This is a genomic window from Corallococcus sp. CA047B (genome assembly GCF_003612065.1).
GTDB classification, from domain to species: domain Bacteria; phylum Myxococcota; class Myxococcia; order Myxococcales; family Myxococcaceae; genus Corallococcus; species Corallococcus praedator.
In genome coordinates this window covers 1-17,118 of sequence record NZ_RAWD01000213.1, presented here as the reverse complement: position 1 = coordinate 17,118, position 17,118 = coordinate 1, and the positions used below count along the sequence as shown (strand labels likewise).

Genomic DNA, 17,118 nt, shown 5'->3' with positions numbered 1-17,118 from the left:
CCCACGCCCCGCTCGCCCACCACCGTGTCGTAGCCCTGCGGCAGCGCGCGGATGAACTCCGCCGCCTGCGCCGCCTCCGCCGCCGCCTCCACCTGGGCCTGCGTCGCGTCCGGGTGGCCGTAGGCGATGTTGTCGCGCACCGTGCCGGAGAACAGCAGCGCGTCCTGCAACACCACGCCTATCTGTGAGCGCAGGCTCGCGAGCGTCACGTCCCGCACGTCGTGCCCGTCCAGCAGCACCGCGCCCCCGGTGACGTCGTAGAAGCGGGGCAGCAGGTTGATGAGCGTGCTCTTCCCGGAGCCCGTCGTCCCCAGCACCGCCACGAACTGCCCGGGCTCCAGCGTCACGCTCAGCCCGCGCAGAATCTCCCGCTCGCTGCCCGCGTAGCGGAAGCGCACGTCGCGCAATTCGATGCGGCCCTGGAGCGGCGGCAGCGGCACGGCGCCCGGGCGGTCCGTCACCTCCACCGCCGTGTCGAGCAATTCAAAGACGCGCAGCGCGGAGGCGCTGGCCCGCGACAGGCTGGAGGCGAGGAAGCCCAGCGTCATCAGCGGCATCAACAGGAAGGCCAGGTAGCTGTTGAATGCCACCAGCTCCCCCAGCGTGAGCCGCTGGTGGAAGATGCGCCAGCCGCCCACGCCCACCACCATCAGCGTTCCCAGGTTGGAGAAGAAGGTGACGAAGGGGAAGTTGTTGGCCAGCGCGTCCACCAGCTTGAGGTTCTGCGCCTGGAGCTTCGCGTTCGTCTCTCCATAGCGCGCCATCTCCCGCGCCTCGGCGGAGAAGGCCCTCACGACGCGCAGCCCGCGCAGGTCCTCCTGGAGCGTGGTGTTGAGCGTGCCCAGCAGCGCCTGGAGCTGGCCGAACAGCGGCCGCATCCTCGTCACGAACGAGCGCAGCACGAAGAGGATGGGCGCCACGGACCCGAGCGCCGCCAGCGCCAGCACCGGATCCAGATAGAGCAGCAGCCCCGCGCAGCCCACGAGCATCGCCGCCGACGCGGCGAACTGCACCACGCCGCTGCCCACGAAGGTGCGCACCGCCTCCACGTCGCTGGTGAGCCGCGTGAGCAACTGCCCCGTCTGCGCCTGGTCGTAGTAGCTGAAGGAGAGCCGCTGGATGCGCGCGAAGAGCGCGTCGCGCAGGTCGAACGCCACGCCCTGCGACGCGCGCTCGGCCAGATAGCCCTGGAGGAAGTTGAACAGGCCCCGCCCCAGCGCGATGGCGACCAGTCCCCCCACCGCCAGCCACACCGGCCGCCGCTCCCCGCGCGCGAGCCCCTGGTCGATGGCGATGCGGATCATCTGCGGGGCGCCCAGGTTCGCCGCCGACACCAGCAGCAGCGACAGCAGGGCCCCCAGGGACTCCAGGCGGTAGCGGCGCAGGTAGCGCAGGGCCCGGAGGATGGCGGCGAAGCCGCCGGCGGGGCGGCCGGAGGCGGGTGCGGACGTGCTCACGTGGGGGATCCCTGCCCCTTCGCTTGGAGCGCGGAGGCGCGCGCATGATGGGCGCGCGCCCCGGCTGCATCAAGCACGACGCACGGGACATGAAGGTGCGCGAACAGGGTTGCGCGACGCACCATGCCCCGTTACGTCGGCCGCCAGATCCCGGTTCGTTGCGAGGTGAACGTCATGGAGTACCGGCAGCTTGGTGGTTCGGGTTTCAAGGTCCCCATCCTCAGTCTGGGCACGGGCACGTTCGGCGGCTCGGGCGAGTTCTTCAAGGGCTTCGGCTCCAGCGACGTGAAGGAGGCCACGCGGCTGGTGGACATCGCGCTGGAGGCGGGCGTGAACATGTTCGACTCCGCGGACGGCTACTCCGCCGGGCTCGCGGAGGAGATCCTGGGCAAGGCGCTGGAGGGGCGGCGCGACCAGGCCATCATCTCCACCAAGGCGACGTTCCGCGCGGGCACCGGCCCCAACGACGTGGGCTCCTCGCGCTTCCACATCACCCGCGCGGTGGAGGCCGCCCTGCGCCGGCTGAAGACGGACTACATCGACCTGTTCCAGCTCCACGCCTTCGACGCGACGACCCCCGTGGAGGAGGCGCTCAACACGCTGGATGACCTCGTGCGCGCGGGGAAGATCCGCTACATCGGCTGCTCCAACTTCTCCGGCTGGCACCTGATGAAGTCGCTCGCGGTGTCGGAGCGCTACAACCTGGCCCGCTACGTGGCCCACCAGGCGTACTACTCGCTCGTCGGCCGCGACTACGAGTGGGAGCTGATGCCGCTCGCGCAGGACCAGAAGGTGGGCGCGGTGGTGTGGAGTCCGCTGGGCTGGGGCCGCCTGACGGGCAAGCTGCGCCGGGGCCAGCCGCGCCCGGAGACCAGCCGCCTGAACAACCCCGCCACCGCGAGCGGCGGCCCGCAGGTGCCGGAGGAGTACCTGTACAAGGTCGTGGACGCGCTCGACGTCGTCGCGAAGGAGACGGGCAAGACGGTGCCGCAGGTGGCGCTCAACTGGGTGCTCCAGCGGCCCACCGTGTCCAACGTCATCATCGGCGCGCGCACGGAGGAGCAGCTGCGCCAGAACCTGGGCGCCATCGGCTGGAACCTCACGCCCGCGCAGGTGGCCACGCTGGATGCCGCCAGCTCCGTGCCCTGGCCGTACCCGTACTTCCACCAGCGTCAGTTCGCCGAGCGCAACCCCTTCCCGGTGACCTGATACCGGTCCCCGCCGTGACGGGCCTTGTCCGCCCATCGTGATGGAAGGAGGCGGGCGGGGCCCGGGTCCGCCCGCCTCCGCCCACAGGGCAGGTCCATCCTCCCCCGGGACTGAGCACTTCACGTTCACGAGGTCACCGTCGGCGCGCCCTGGAGTCACGGGCCGCCGGGCGGGGCTTCGCTTCTCGCGTGGAGGCGCGCTCGCTCATGTCCCTCAAGGAATACAAGCCCGGCAGACCCTTCCCCGGCACCATCGGTCGTACCTGGGAGCAGTCGTCCCCCGCGTGGCCCGCGCCGCTGCGCTCGAAGCCCGGCGCACCCAACGTCCTGTTCATCGTCCTGGACGACACGGGCTTCGGGCACCTGGGCTGCTACGGCTCGCCCATCCGCACGCCGAACCTGGACCGGCTGGCGAAAGGCGGGCTGCTCTACAACAACATGCACACCACCGCGCTGTGCTCGCCCACGCGCTCGTGCATCCTCACCGGCCGCAACCACCACTCCAACGGGATGGCCACCATCACCGAGACGTCGCTCGGCTACCCCGGCTACAACGGCACCATCCCCTTCGAGAACGGCCTGCTCTCCGAGATGCTCATGGAGGCTGGCTACAACACGTATGCCATTGGCAAGTGGCACCTGGCCCCCGCGGAGCAGACGAGCGCCGCCGGGCCGTACTCGCGCTGGCCGCTGGGGCGCGGCTTCGAGCGCTTCTACGGCTTCCTGGGCGGGGACACCCACCAGTACTACCCGGACCTCATCCACGACAACCACGCCATCCGAGCGCCCGCGACGCCGGAAGAGGGCTACCACCTCACGCCGGACCTCGTGGAGAAGGCCATCGACTGCATCGCGGACACCAAGCAGGTCGCGCCCGACAAGCCCTTCTTCCTCTACTTCGCGACGGGCGCCATGCACGCGCCCCATCACGTGCCGAAGGAGTGGGCGGACCGCTACAAGGGCCAGTTCGACGACGGCTGGGACGCGTACCGGCAGAAGGTGTTCCAGAAGCAGCTGGAGCTGGGCGTGTTGCCGAAGGGCACGCAGCTGTCCCGCCATGACCCCGACGTGCAGGACTGGGAAGCGCTGCCTCCGGAGGAGAAGCGCCTCTACGCCCGCATGATGGAGGTGTTCGCGGGCTTCCTGGAGCACACGGACCACCACATCGGGCGGCTGCTGAAGTTCCTGGAGGACACGGGACAGTTGGACAACACGCTCATCATGGTGCTGTCCGACAATGGCGCCAGCGCCGAGGGTGGGCCGCACGGCTCGGTCAACGAGCTGAAGTTCTTCAACAACACGCCGGAGTCGCTGGAGCAGAACATGGCGGCCATCGACGAGCTGGGCGGGCCGAAGTACTTCAACCACTACCCGTGGGGCTGGGCCTGGGCGGGGGACACGCCGTTCCGCCGCTGGAAGCGGGAGGTGTACCGGGGCGGCACCACGGACCCGTTCCTCGTCCACTGGCCCAAGGGCATCCAGGCGAAGGGCGAGGTGCGCGCGCAGTACGCGCATGCCATCGACATGGTGCCCACGGTGCTGGACTGTCTGGGGCTGGAGCCGCTGGCTGAAATCCGGGGCGTCACCCAATCCCCCCTCGAAGGCGTCAGCTTCAAACACACGTTCAACGACGCGAACGCGGAGAGCCACCACCACACCCAGTACTTCGAGATGTTCAGCAACCGCGCGCTCTACCACGACGGCTGGCGCGCGGTGTGCCCGTTCCCCGGGCCGTCCTTCACGGAAGCCGGGGAGGGCTTCGGCGAATCGACGCTCACCGAGGACCGGCTGCGCGAGCTGGATGCGCAGGGCTGGGAGCTGTACCGCGTCTCCGAGGACGCCTCCGAGACGAAGAACGTGGCGCAGGAGCACCGGGGCAAGCTCATCGAGATGATCGCCCTCTGGTACGCGGAGGCGGGGCGCTACCAGGTGCTGCCGCTCGCGTCGCCGACGCGCGCCGTGTTCGCGCAGGAGCGGCCGCAGATCACCCAGGACCGCAAGCGCTACGTGTACCGCCCGCGCACCTCACCCACGCCGGAGAACGCGGCCGTTCACGTGCTCAACCGCCCCCACACCATCACCGCCGAGGTGGACCTGAGCGGCGAGGCGGAAGGGGTGCTGCTGTGCCATGGCGGCCTCACCGGCGGCTACACCTTCTTCGTCCAGGACGGGAAGCTGCACTACGTCTACAACTTCGTCGGCGAACAGGAGTTCCACATCGAGTCGGCGGTGGACGTGCCGCTGGGGCGCTCGGAGTTGAAGTTCTCCTTCGAGCCCACCGGCAAGCCCGACCTGAAGGCGGGGCGGGGCGCGCCAGGACGGGGCCGGCTCTACATCAACGACGACCTGGTGGCCCAGAGCGACATCTCCGCCACCATGCCGCTCATCCTCAGTCTGGGAGAGGGGCTGACGTGCGGCCGGGATGAGAGTTCCTCCGTGAGCAAGCTCTACGCCGCGCCCTTTGAATTCACCGGCACGCTCTTCCAGGTGACGGTGGACGTCTCCGGCAAGCACCTCCGCGACGCGAAGTCGGAGCAGAAGGTGGCGATGGCGAAGCAGTGAGGCCTTGAAGCCGTGACAGCGAACGACAGGCCCGGACGGGAGGGGGAACGCCCGTCCGGGCCTCGAAACGAGGGTGACTACTTCACGCCGACGGCGGTCCAGGCGTCCTGGACCTTCTTCACTTCGACGGAGTCCTTGCCGTACAGGTCGGTGGCGGACTTCACGGTGGCGGCGCGGGCCTCGGAGAAGTTCGTCTGCGGCGTCATGTACGTGGTGAGGGCGCGGCCGAAGATCTTCAGGCTCTTCTCCATGCCGATGCCGTCCTTCACTTCCAGGCCGGACGTCTTGTTCTTGCCGCCTTCGGTCAGCAGGTAGAAGGCGTTGTTGGCGATGCCGCTGGAGCCGTGGACTTCCGTCATCTTCGGGAAGTTCTTGTAGTTGTCGATGGAGTACCCGTCCGACGTCGGGTCGTTCATGTAGCGGAGGGCGTCCGTGTTGTCGCCGTTCTTGGGCGTCCACGCGTCCTCGCCCACGGCCCAGTCGGACTTCACCGCGCTGTTCTTCTGGCTGGCGTACCACTCCACGCCCGCGCCCATGATGTCGCTGAAGGACTCATTGAGGCCGCCGGACTCGCCCTCGTACTCCAGGCCCGCGGTGCGCTCGGTGAGGCCGTGGCTGATTTCGTGGCCGGCGATGTCCAGCGTGGTGAGCGGGCCGGAGTCCTTCCCGTCGCCGTCGCCGTAGCTCATCTTCTCGCCGTCCCAGAACGCGTTCACCAGGTTCACGTCGGTGTGCACGTAGGAGACGAGCTTCTCACCCTTGCCGTCGATGGAGTCGCGGCCGAGGATGTCCTTGTAGAAGTCGTACGTCATCTCCGCGCCGTAGTGCGCGTCCACGGCGGTGGCGGCGCGCGCGGGGTCGGTCTTCTCGCCCCAGACGTCGTTCTTGTCGGTGAAGGCCGTGGTGCCCGACGCGTTCTCCTGGTTCTTCGCGTCGTACGTCACGATGCCCTTGCCGCGCGTCTTGTCCTCCAGGGAGAACGTGCCGTCCTTGTTCTTCGTCGTGGAGAGGTCCACCTTGCCGCTGTACATCGTCGTGTCGTCCACGACGCCCGTGCCCCGGCCCTTGTCACCGGTGGTGGGCGCGGGCGTCTTCGACGGCGCCGAGCTGCCGCCCGCGCGGGTGGCGCCCGGGCGCTCCGCGTGGCTGATGGTGTTGAACTGCTTGATGGACTCGCCGGTGTTCGCGTCGATGAAGTAGTTCATCGAGCGGGGCTCCTTGCCGTTGCCCACCGACGTGTCCGTCAGCGTCACGTGGAAGGCCGCGCGGTACTGGCCGTCCTTGCCCTTCACGATTTCGCGCTCCACGGTGGGCTGGCGCGTCGTGGTGCCGTTGAAGTCCTTCTGCGCCGTCGCCAGCGCGTCCTTCGCGGTCAGCTTCGTGGGCGCCTTGCCCAGGCCCACCGGGATTTCGGACACGTTGCCCGTGAGGCTGTCGAACTGGCCCTTCGCGTCCAGGTGGCCGATGACCTGCTCACCGGAGACCTTCACGCCCTCGTGCATGCGGTCCAGGCGCACGTGCGTCATGCCCAGCTGGTCGCGCTCCACGGACCGGGGAGAGAACGACGCGCCGCCGGTGATGCCGGACAGCTGCGGGTTCTTCTGGTTCACGTACGACACCGTCTGCTGCACGGCCTGCTGCGCCTGGGGGCTGCTCAGGTCCACCGGACCCGGCGTCACCTTCGTGCCCACGCCGTTGAGCGCCACCGCCGCCTTCGCCTTGCTGGGCGCGCCCGCGCTGAAGCTGGACTGGGAGCTCATGCCCACCGGGCCCGTGGGCTTCGCGACGGTGTTCGTCGCCTTCGTGTCCGTGCGCTGGGAGGGGATGACGGCGGGCTTCGAGAGGTCGGTGCGAAGAGCCATGGTGGTTTTCTCGGGGGGAAGAAGACTTACAAATTGATTCTCGTGTCAGCCGCCCGAAGGTTGCGTGTGGGCTGAATCCTGACAAGGGGATTTGCTGCTTAAGTCTATGATTTTATTGGTGAAGTATTCGTCCTACATTGCCCGCAAAAGAACCTTCCGACCGGTAGGGAGGTGACCCGCGGGGCTGTATTTCGGTTCATTTTCGAGCGCTTCCTGGCCCGCCGTCCACCCACCCCCAGTGGCTGGAAGCTTGACCGCCCGCTCCCTTTATGGGTATTGAAATTGATAGTGATTATCAACTTCAACTTGGCTCGAGCCAACAGGTAGGACGGAGGACACGCCGTGGCACGTGAACTGGGACCGCGAGGGAAGATGTGTCGGCGGTTGGGCATCCCCCTGTCGCGCATCAGCGCGAAGGACCCCGACAAGGACCCGGTGTTGCGGCGGCCGTATCCGCCCGGGCAGCACGGCGCGACGGCGCGCACGTCGGTGAGCGACTTCGCGCAGCGGCTGCGGGAGAAGCAGAAGCTGAAGCTGCACTACGGCCTGCTGGAGAAGCAGTGCCGCAGCGCCTTCCTGGAAGCGCGCCGGTCGCCGGGCAACACCGGCAAGGTGCTGATGCAGTTGTTGGAGAGCCGGCTGGACGCGCTGGTGCTGCGCGCGGGCCTGGCGACGAGCATCCGGCAGGCGCGGCAGTTCGTGCGCCACGGCTACTTCCAGGTGGACGGCCGCAAGGCGGACATCCCCAGCATCCGGCTCAAGCCGGGCAACGAGGTGCGCTTCCATCCCGCGCACCTGAAGCTGACGGCGGTGCAGGACGCCTTTGGCCGGATGAAGTCCCGGCAGGTGCCTGCCTACGTGCAGGTGCTGGGCGCGGGGGAGGGCATGCGCTTCGTGCGCCTGCCGGAGCGTGAGGAGATCCCCGTGGATGTGAACGAGCCGTTCATCGTCGAGTACTACGCCCAGCGCAGCTGAAGCACCGGCGCGCCTCCGCCCGCCCGCGAGGCATGCGGGCAGGCAGGGGCGGCCCGACGCGCCCGCGCATCCCATCTTCCCCAAGGACCTCTTCCAGGGAGGAGCGGGCAGGATGCGCGGGGACGGGGGCGAGGCGACGGAAGGGTGGGTGGCACCGCGCGGGCGTTCGGCCCGGGGACACCTGCCCCGTCATGTCGCCGGCCTCTTCCGCTTCCAGCCGGGCCGGCCCGCGGTGGCGGCGGGGCTGCGCACGGGGCTGGCGTTGGGCGTCCCGCTGCTGGTGTCCGCGCTCCTGCAGATGCCGCAGGCGTCGTGGGCGGGCATGGCGGGGCTGTTCGTGGCGCTGGTGGACAAGGGCGGGCCGTACCGCACGCGGGCCCGGGCCATGGGCGCGATGACGGTGCTGGGCGCGCTGGTGGGGTTCATCATCGCGCTGCCCAGTCCCCTCTGGGTGGATGTGGGGCTGACGTTCTTCTGGGTGACGGCGTGCGGCTTCGCGCGCTGCTACGGGGACACGCCAGGCATCCTGGGGATGCTGCTGGCGAACCTGTTCGTGGTGTCGCTGGCGCTGCCCGTGCACAGTCCGAAGGCGGTGCTGCTGCAGGCGGTGTTCTTCGTGGCGGGCGGCCTGTGGTCCATGTTCCTGGCGCTGGTGCTGTGGCCGCTCAGGCCCTACCGCCCGGCGCGGCTCGCCATCGCCAACTGCTACGAGGAGCTGGCGAGCGTCGCGGAGGCGGTGGCGGTCTGGCCGTTGGAAGGGCCGTCCCGGGTGGGGACGTGGGATGCGGTGCAGCGGGCCGCGCGCGTGCGGCAGTCGCTGGAGACGGCGCGCGCCACGTTGGGCGCCACGCGCCAGGGGCGGCAGGAGGAGAGCGGACGCGGCGAGCACCTGCTGGTGCTGCTGGAGGACGCGGACGCAATGTCGCTGCTGCTCACCGCGATGTCGGAGTCGCTGGACGAGGCGCCGCGCGAAGGGGCCTGCCGCCAGGCACGCCAGGAGGCACAGCGCGCGTTGCGCTCGCTGGCGGTGGACCTGCGGGGCGTGGCGGGAGCGCTGGTGCGGGGCACCGTGCCGGTGCCGGCCTCATGGGACGTGGAGGCGGTGACGCGCGTGCTCCAGGCGGACGGGGGACTGCCGGAGCCGGCGCGCTCCCAGTACGCGCACCTCGCGGGCCTGCTGGGGCGCGTGCGCGAACACAGCGCCGTGGCGGTGGACGTGGCCTCCCGGCTGGAGCGCGGCGGGCCCCTGCCGGAGCGCGACACGAAGCCCTTCTCCATGGACCCGGGCCAGTCGCGCGCATGGTGGGCGGTGCTGGGCGACCACCTGACGCCGGAGTCCGTCGTCTTCCGGCACGCGCTGCGGCTGGGTCTCACCGCCACGGTGGCGACGGCGCTGGCGGAAGGGCTGGGGCTCAATCACTGGTACTGGGTGACCATCACCGTCATCGTCGTGCTGCAGCCCTACGCGGGCCTCACGACGGAGAAGGGGCTGCAACGCGTGGCGGGGACGCTGCTGGGCAGCGTGCTGGCGATGGGGCTGGTGCACGTGCTGCCGGAGCGGTGGATGATGCTCGCGATCATCGTGGTGCTCATCTGCGTGTCGGTGAGCGTGCGGCCGCTGAACTTCACCGTCTTCCAGGTGCTGCTGGCGCCCGCGCTGGTGCTGCTCGCCGAAATCCAGACGGGGGACTGGCAGCTCGCGGGGGTGCGCATCCTCAACACGTTGCTGGGGGGCGCATTGGCGCTGCTGGGCATCCGCCTGTTGTGGCCGAGTCCCGAACACGCGCGCTTCCCGGAGGAGGTGGCCTCCGTGCTGCGGGCGGATCGGGACTACTTCCGGGAGGTGGCGCGCACGCCGGTGCCGAAGGAGTCGGACCTGCGCGAGGCGCGGCGCAAGGTGGGCGTGGCGCTCTTGTCGGCGGAGGCGTCGTTCCAGCGCCTGCTCGGCGAGTGGAAGGGCCCCGCGAAGGAGCTGGAGCCCGGCATGGCGCTCATCACCTTCGCGAGGCGCCTCACGGCGGCGGTGACGGCGCTGGCGGCGAGCCGGGCCTGGCACCCGACGTCGGACCTGGGGCCGGTGATGCGCTACGTGTCGGACGCGCTGGAGGAGCTGGCCTCGGCGCTGGTGGCCCGCCGCGCGCCGGGTGGGCTCAAGCGCGAGGCGCCTCCCGTGGAAGGCGCGGACGCACTGGAGCGCACGCAGGTGTCACGGCTGGTGCGGCAGTTGGGTGTGCTCCACCACGCGGTGGAGCGCATGCCGCCAGCCCTGCGTGCGGCGGAGGCCGACGTCAGACCCGTTCCAGCTTGATGAGCAGCCGGCGCAGGTCCTCGTTGACGCGCACGAAGTTCGTGTTGCCCTTCTCGTCCTCCAGTTGCTTGCGCAGGGCGGGCAGCGACGCCTCGCGCAGCTTCTTCGCGGCGGCGGGCTCATCCGTCAGCCAGTCCACCGCCTGGATGACCGTGGCGCGCGCCTCGGTGTTCTTCTCGGTGAGCCGCGTGGCCAGCGTCGGGCCCTGGTCCGCCGCGCCCGAGCGGCCCAGCTCCAGCGCCGCGCGCTCCAGCATCACCGCGTCCGCCTTGGGCAGCCGCTGCGACCAGCAGCCCGCGTTGCCGGTACAGGCCTGCGCCGCCTCCAGCACCGCGCCATGGCCCAGGATGAGGTCCGCGCGCTTCTTGCCCAGCGCCGCCGCGTCCTCGCAGCCTTCCTCGCCCGTCACCTTGCAGTCGGACGCCGTCCGCGCGGGCTCCGCGGCGGCCAGCTTCGCCAGCATCGGCTGTTCACGCGCATCCCCGATGAGCGCGATGCCCTTCAGCGCCACCTCCCGCGCGTACCAGTCCGGGCTGCCCGCCGCCTTCTCCAGCGCGGGGAGCGCGTCGCGGCTGCCCACCAGTGACAGCGCCCGCACATAGACATCCCGCACCGTGGGGTCCGGCTCCGAGACGAGCACCGAGAGCGGCTTCACCGCCTCCGGCGCGCGCATCCGTCCGAGCGAATCCGCCGCCTGCATCCGCACCAGCGCTTGAATCTGCGGATCCGAGTGCGTGAACGACAACTGCTTCACCAGCGGCGCCACCGCGCGCTTCTCCCGCAAATCTCCCAGCACCTGCGCGACCTTCATCGGGTAGCTGGCCGGGTTGACGCCCTGGGCCTTGGCCCACGTGAGCAGCTCCGCGTCCTTGCCCTCCAGCGCCGGCAGGAGCGCATCCGCAGCGGGCGCGCCCATCTGGTACAGCGCGAAGCTGCTCTCCACGTAGAAGGACACGCCCCGGCGCTCCTTCGTCAGCGTGCGCAAGAGCGCGGGGATGGCGCGCGGGTCGCCAATCTGCCCCAGCGCCTCGATGGCCTTCTTGTTGAGGAAGGGCTCCGCGGCCTCGTCCGTCGCCATCGCGATGAGCGAATCCACCGCCGGCTTCGCCTTCAGCGCGCCCAGCACCTGCACGGCCTCGATGCGCGTGTAGTTGTCCTTGTTGCGCAAGAGCGGCACCAGCGACGGCACCGCGCGCGCATCCCCAATCTTGCCCAGCGCGCCGACGATGGCCTTGTTCACCTGCTGCTCGGACGAATCGCTGGCGGACGGATCAATGGCCGCCGTCAGCGGCTCCAGCGAGGACGGGTGGTGCAGATCCCCCAGCGTCCGCGCCACCGCCGCCTTCACCTCCGGCTTGCGCTCCGACGCCAGCCGCGCGTGGAGGAAGGGCAGGAAGGCTTCGTTCACGTTGCCGGATGTGCGCATCGACTCAATGACTCGCACGCGGTCATCCGGGCGTTTGGCCCCCTCCAGGCTGGACTGCCAGTACTCCGGCGTTTTCGGGTCCTGCTTCGTGCAGCCTCCAAACGTCAGGCAGGACACCGTCAGGGACAGGGCGACGAATGAGCGGGACATGGGCATGGGGCTCCTTTGCGTCCAAAAGTCTGCGCTGCCGTCGGGTGTAGACCTGACGTGTCGAAGGACGCAAACCTCCCCCGACTCCTGGGGTACGCTGGTCAACGACATGGCCCTCGCTGAAGACAGTCGTAACGCGTCGCGTCCGAACATCCTGCGCCGGACGTACCTGCTCGACCGGGCGTTCCAGCTCAAATACATCCTGCTGCTCACGGGGATGGGGGCGGGGAGCATGCTGCTGTTCGGCGTGCTCGCCAACCAGGCCCTGGGGATGTCCGCCGACGGCGGGCTCTCAGGCGAGGAGACGCTCTGGTGGCTCACCGGCATGGGCACCGTGGGCATGGGCATCGCCCTGGGCCTGTTCGGCCTGCTCTTCACGCACCGTGTGGCGGGACCCGTCCACGTGATGAGCCTCTACGTCGCGGCGCTCGCGGCCGGCCGCTATCCGCGCCTGCGTCCCCTGCGGCGCAAGGATGAGCTGAGAGCCTTCTTCGGGCGCTTCAGCGAGGCGGTGGACCGCATCCGCCAGCGCGAGGCCGACGAGGCCCTGGCGCTGGAGCAGGCGCTGTCGGTGCTCAAGGACCTGGGCACCACGCCCGAGGCGCGCGAGGCCCTGGCCACGCTGGAGTCCCTGCGCGCCCGCAAGCGGCAGGCGGTGGACACGTCCGCGCCGCCCGCCACCTTCAAGTCCGTGGCCTGAGCGCCACCGCATCCATCTTCCCAAGGGATTCCCTTCACAATGAGCCGACCCCGCATCGTCTTCATGGGCACGCCCGAGTTCGCCGTGGCCTCGCTGGAGGCCTGCTTCGACGTGGGCGACGTCGTGGCCGTCGTCACCCAGCCGGACAAGCCCAAGGGCCGCAGCGGCGCCCCCATCGCGTCGCCCGTGAAGGAGCGCGCGCTGGAGAGGGGCCTCCCGGTGCTCCAGCCGCAGAAGCTGCGCACGCCACCCTTCGTGGACGAGCTGCGCCAGTACGCGCCCGACGTCTGCGTGGTGACGGCCTACGGGAAGATATTGCCCAAGGACCTGCTGGCCCTTCCGGTGAAGGGCTGCGTCAACGTGCATGGGTCGCTCCTGCCGCGCTTCCGGGGCGCCGCGCCCATCCAGTGGGCCATCGCGCACGGCGACACGGAGACGGGCGTCACGCTGATGGTGATGGACGAAGGCCTGGACACGGGCCCCATGCTGGCGACGAAGCGGCTGCCCATCGCCCCGGACGAAACGAGCGCCACGCTGTACCCGAAGCTGGCCGCACTGGGCGGAGAGCTGCTCCGCGAATCTCTTCCACGCTACCTGAGCGGGGAATTGACGCCCACGCCCCAGCCGTCCGAGGGCATGGTGCTGGCGCCCATCATCGACAAGGAGGACGCGAAGCTGGACTTCGCGAAGTCCGCGGTGGAGTTGGACCGGCGCCTGCGGGCCTTCACGCCGTGGCCCGGCGCGTACACGCTGCTGTCAGGCAAGGTCTTCAAGGTGCACCGCATGCGGCCCGCCTCGGGAAAGGGTGAGCCCGGCGCGGTGTTGTCCGCGGGGCCGGACGGCATCGAGGTGGCGTGTGGCGAGGGCTCGCTCGTCTTCCTGGACGTCCAGCCAGAGGGCAAGCGGGTGATGCGCGCGGCGGATTTCCTCTCCGGCCACAAACTGCAGCCGGGCAGTCAGCCGTTCTCGTCGTGAGCGCGCCCCCGAGCGCCGCATGGAATCATCGAAGCCGAGGGAGTCTCCATCGATGGGCATGAAGCTGCTGGTGTTGCACGGACCGAATCTCAACCTCCTGGGCGAGCGCGAGGACCTCGCGGGGGGCAGCCTGGCGGACCTCGACGCGGCGCTGCGCGAGAAGGCGAAGGCGCTGGGCCTGGAGCTGAAGATCGTCCAGTCCAACCACGAGGGCGTCCTCATCGACACGCTGCACGCCGAGCGCAAGCACGTGGAGGGCATCGTCATCAACCCGGCGGGCTACTTCACGTCCTACGCGCTGAAGGAGGCGCTGGAGGCGGTGGGCCTGCCCGCCATCGAGGTGCTGCTCAAGCCCCCCGCCCGCGAGTCCATCGTCGCCGAGGCGTGCGCGATGCAGGTGCTGGGCCTGCACGGCTTCGACCCCTACCTCCAGGCGCTGGAGACCTTCGCGAGCGGCATCTTCAACCCCGCCATCCCGGGCCCCGTGAAGACGCTGGGCCGCCGCAAGGGCAAGGGCGCGCAGGCGGAGGGCACGTCCCGCCCGACGCCCAAGCTGGTGGGCCGGGTGCACCCGCTCAAGGGCGGCACGTCGGACCCCACGCCGCTGGCGGCTCCCGCGCGCTCGCTGGCGCGCACGGTGGAGGCGGGCGGGCACCTGAAGACGCTGGGCCGCAAGTCCACGACGTCCTCCGACGCGAAGACAGAGGGCAGGGCGGGCAAGACGCTGGGCCGCGCGGTGAAGGCGGGGGCCACGCCCGCGTCGGACCTGCTCACCCGGGCGCTCGTGCGCCAGAAGATCGCGGACCGGCTGGCCGGAAGACTGAGTGATGCGGAGCTGGCCACCTGGGCACGCGCGAAGTATCAGCAGGTCCAGCGTGGCGAACCCGCGGAGAGTGGCCACCGCGACCTCCTGGAGGACAGTCTCCAGAGCCTCACCCTGTCCCATCTGCCCGCGACGCGGATGTCGGACGAGCAACTGGTGGATTTGATGACCCGGCTGGAAGAAGGATGAACGCCCGTACCCTCGCCATCAACATCCTCGCGCGCGTGCGCGCCACGGACGCCTACCTCAACGTCGTGCTGGACACGGCGCTGTCGGAACACCCGCCCAAGGACCCCCGCGACGCGTCGCTCGTCACGGAGCTGACCTACGGGGCCACCCGGCGGCAGATGGCGCTGGACTACGCCATCACCCGCTTCGCGGACCGCAAGCTGGACGCGCTGGAGGACAAGGTGCTGGCCGCGCTGCGCGTCGGCGCCTACCAGCTCTTCCACACCCGCGTGCCCGCGCGGGCCGCCGTGGCGGAGACGGTGCAGGCCCTCAAGGACGTGGGCCTCGCGCGCGCGGCGGGCTTCACCAACGCCATCCTGCGCAAGCTGTCGGAGCTGCCCTCCCCGCCGCTGCCGTCCCAGAAGGACCCGGTGGAGTACCTGTCCGTGCGCGAAAGCCATCCGCGCTGGCTGGTGGAGCGGTGGATCCGCCAGTTCGGCCGCGAGCGCGCCGAGGCCATGCTGGTGGCCAACAACCTGCCGCCCGCGGTGGTGGTGCGCGCCAACACGTCCAAGGTGACGCGCGACGCGCTGCTCGCCCAGCTGAAGGAAGTGGGCGTGGACGCGCGCCCCACGGAGTCCTCGCCGGTGGGCATCATCCTGCCGCCCGTGGGCCGGGTGGAGGACCTGTACGGCTACGCCGAAGGGCTGTGGCAGGTGCAGGACGAGGCCGCGCAGCTCGTGGGCGTCTACGGCCAGATTCCGGAGTCCGCGCGCGTGCTGGACGCGTGCGCCGCGCCGGGCGGCAAGGCCTGCCATCAGGCGGAGACGCACGACGTGGTGGCGGTGGACCTGCACGCCAACAAGCTGCGCAAGATTGACGCGGAGGCCCAGCGGCTGGGGCTGTCCGGCCGGCTGAAGGCCTTCGCGCACGACGCCGCGGAGCCGTTCCCGGAGGCCTGGGGCGAATTCCACGCGGTGGTGGTGGACGCGCCCTGTTCAGGCCTGGGCACGCTGCGCCGGCACCCGGAGTTGCGCTACCGCCGCAAGGAGGAGGACGTGTCCCGGCTGGCCACGCTCCAGCGGCGCATCCTGGAGAACTGCCAGGAAGCGGTGCCGCCCGGGGGCCTGCTGGTGTACGCGGTGTGCACGCCGGAGCCGCAGGAGGGGCAGGACCAGGTGGACATGTTCCTGCGCAGCCACCCGGAGTGGACGGCGGAGCCGCCCGTGCTGCCCGGCCTCAAGCTGCCGCTGGCCCAGGCGTGGCTGCGCACGCTGCCCGGACCGGAGGGCTACGACGGCTTCTTCGCCGCCCGGCTGCGCAAGATGTACTGAGCGCGCGCCGGGCGGGGGCCTTCAACGCCTGCGTCAGTCGTCGTGCGGAATCAGGGCGGCCTGCTTGAAGGCCTCCAGCACGGCGGCGGACGCGCGGTCCAGGTACTTGCCCTTGCGGATGAGCAGACCGATGGGGCGCGACACCGGCCCCTCGGCGAAGGGCTTCGCGACCAGCGAGGAGGCCTTGATCTCCGCGTGGGCCGTGGCGAGCGGGAGGATGGCCACGCCCAGGCCCATCTCCACCGCGCGCTTGATGGTCTCCACGTTGTCCATCTCCATCACCGGATTGATGTCGATGTTCTTCTCGCGGAACAGGCGGTCCAACGCCTTGCGCGTGGGCGCCTCGCGGTCGAAGGCGATGAAGGGCACGCCCGACAGCGCCGTGACGCTCACCTTCGTCTTCGTGGCGAACGGGTGGTTGGGCGCGCACACCACCGCCAGCTTGTCGTCGCGGAACGGGAGGATGTCCACGCCCGCGCGCGGCTGCGGATAGGCCACGATGCCAATCTCCGCCGCGCCCAGGATGACGTCGTCGTAGACCTGATCATTGCGCCGGTAGTTCAGGCGCATGTTGACCTTGGGGTGCGTCTTCAACAGCTGCTTCTGCACCGCGTTCAGTTCGTGCAGGCCCACCGAGTAGATGGTGGACACCGTGGTCGCGCCCGCGACCTCCGTGGCCTGCTCGCGGATCTCCTGCTCCACCTCCGCGAAGCGCGCCAATATCTCCTTGCAGCCCCGGAACAGCCGCTCGCCCGCGGGCGTGGGCGTCACCTGACGCGCACTGCGCGAGAGCAGCTTCTGCTCGTACCGGTTCTCCAGCGCGCGAATCTGCTGGCTCACCGCCGACTGCGTCACGTGATTGAGCTGCGCCGCGCGCGAGAACGAGCCCGTCTCGACCACGTCACAGAACATCTTCAATGATTCGAGCTGCATGAGGCCGTCTCCTACCCCCAAACCTAATGGCTGGGCCAGTAGTAATTAGGAGGTCTACCCAGTGTGCGAAAATGACCTGAAGGCAAAAAGTGCCTGCCTGCTTGTGCATCGCGGCAAGGCGGTCCGGGTGAAGGCTCTCAACGTCTCAAGCGCTGGAGTCATCGGACCCTGGAGGTGGCGCGCCGCCGCCCGGAGCCGGGGGGGCGGGCGGACGGGGGCGGGGGAGGGCGAAGAGGG

12 protein-coding genes are annotated in these 17,118 nt (G+C 69.9%); 8 read left to right on the top strand and 4 right to left on the bottom strand.

The window, feature by feature from the left end; genetic code table 11:
- The coding region (locus D7X74_RS27740; RefSeq protein WP_147446695.1) for an ABC transporter ATP-binding protein at window positions 1-1,457 on the bottom strand (1,457 nt) is incomplete at its 3' end.
- A 174-nt stretch (window positions 1,458-1,631) separates the two neighbouring features.
- Between D7X74_RS27740 and D7X74_RS27735 the strand changes: the two genes are divergently transcribed.
- Entirely contained in the window at window positions 1,632-2,666 is a 1,035-nt protein-coding gene (locus D7X74_RS27735) for an aldo/keto reductase (protein ID WP_120536019.1), read from the top strand.
- A gap of 206 nt (window positions 2,667-2,872) precedes the next feature.
- Complete coding sequence (locus D7X74_RS27730; protein WP_120536018.1) at window positions 2,873-5,227, top strand: arylsulfatase; 2,355 nt, start codon at window positions 2,873-2,875, stop codon at window positions 5,225-5,227.
- A gap of 77 nt (window positions 5,228-5,304) precedes the next feature.
- Here D7X74_RS27730 and D7X74_RS27725 read toward each other — a convergent pair whose 3' ends face one another.
- Window positions 5,305-7,089, bottom strand: coding sequence for a M4 family metallopeptidase (locus tag D7X74_RS27725; RefSeq protein WP_120536015.1), 1,785 nt, complete (start codon window positions 7,087-7,089; stop codon window positions 5,305-5,307).
- A gap of 342 nt (window positions 7,090-7,431) precedes the next feature.
- Between D7X74_RS27725 and rpsD the strand changes: the two genes are divergently transcribed.
- Together rpsD and D7X74_RS27715 are read left to right on the top strand one after the other, a co-directional pair.
- The gene (gene rpsD / locus D7X74_RS27720; protein ID WP_120536014.1) at window positions 7,432-8,064 is read left to right on the top strand and encodes a 30S ribosomal protein S4; all 633 of its coding nucleotides are present in this window, start codon (window positions 7,432-7,434) and stop codon (window positions 8,062-8,064) included.
- A gap of 112 nt (window positions 8,065-8,176) precedes the next feature.
- On the top strand, window positions 8,177-10,372 hold the full coding sequence (locus D7X74_RS27715; RefSeq protein WP_120536013.1) for an FUSC family protein: 2,196 nt from the start codon (window positions 8,177-8,179) through the stop codon (window positions 10,370-10,372).
- Here D7X74_RS27715 and D7X74_RS27710 read toward each other — a convergent pair.
- Window positions 10,353-11,948, bottom strand: a complete 1,596-nt coding sequence (locus tag D7X74_RS27710; protein WP_120536017.1) for a HEAT repeat domain-containing protein — start codon at window positions 11,946-11,948, stop codon at window positions 10,353-10,355. The two genes, D7X74_RS27715 and D7X74_RS27710, sit on opposite strands and share 20 nt — an antisense overlap.
- Before the next feature lie 109 nt (window positions 11,949-12,057).
- On the opposite strand from D7X74_RS27710, the gene D7X74_RS27705 reads away from it, so the two are divergent.
- From D7X74_RS27705 to rsmB, 4 genes are read left to right on the top strand one after another with little or no spacing between them, the layout of a single operon-like run.
- Window positions 12,058-12,648 carry a signal protein gene (locus tag D7X74_RS27705; protein ID WP_120536012.1) on the top strand — a complete coding sequence of 197 codons (591 nt, stop codon included), beginning with the start codon at window positions 12,058-12,060 and terminating at the stop codon, window positions 12,646-12,648.
- A 39-nt stretch (window positions 12,649-12,687) separates the two neighbouring features.
- Window positions 12,688-13,623 carry a methionyl-tRNA formyltransferase gene (gene fmt, locus D7X74_RS27700; RefSeq protein ID WP_120536011.1) on the top strand — a complete coding sequence of 312 codons (936 nt, stop codon included), beginning with the start codon at window positions 12,688-12,690 and terminating at the stop codon, window positions 13,621-13,623.
- A gap of 52 nt (window positions 13,624-13,675) precedes the next feature.
- Entirely contained in the window at window positions 13,676-14,635 is a 960-nt protein-coding gene (locus tag D7X74_RS27695) for a type II 3-dehydroquinate dehydratase (protein WP_199741909.1), read from the top strand.
- Window positions 14,632-15,948, top strand: a complete 1,317-nt coding sequence (gene rsmB, locus D7X74_RS27690; protein ID WP_120536010.1) for a 16S rRNA (cytosine(967)-C(5))-methyltransferase RsmB — start codon at window positions 14,632-14,634, stop codon at window positions 15,946-15,948. Before D7X74_RS27695 ends, rsmB begins: the two co-directional genes overlap by 4 nt.
- A 33-nt stretch (window positions 15,949-15,981) precedes the next feature.
- On the opposite strand, the gene D7X74_RS27685 is transcribed toward rsmB, so the two are convergent.
- Entirely contained in the window at window positions 15,982-16,881 is a 900-nt protein-coding gene (locus D7X74_RS27685; protein WP_120536009.1) for a LysR family transcriptional regulator, read from the bottom strand.
- Between the last annotated feature and the right edge of the window lie 237 nt (window positions 16,882-17,118).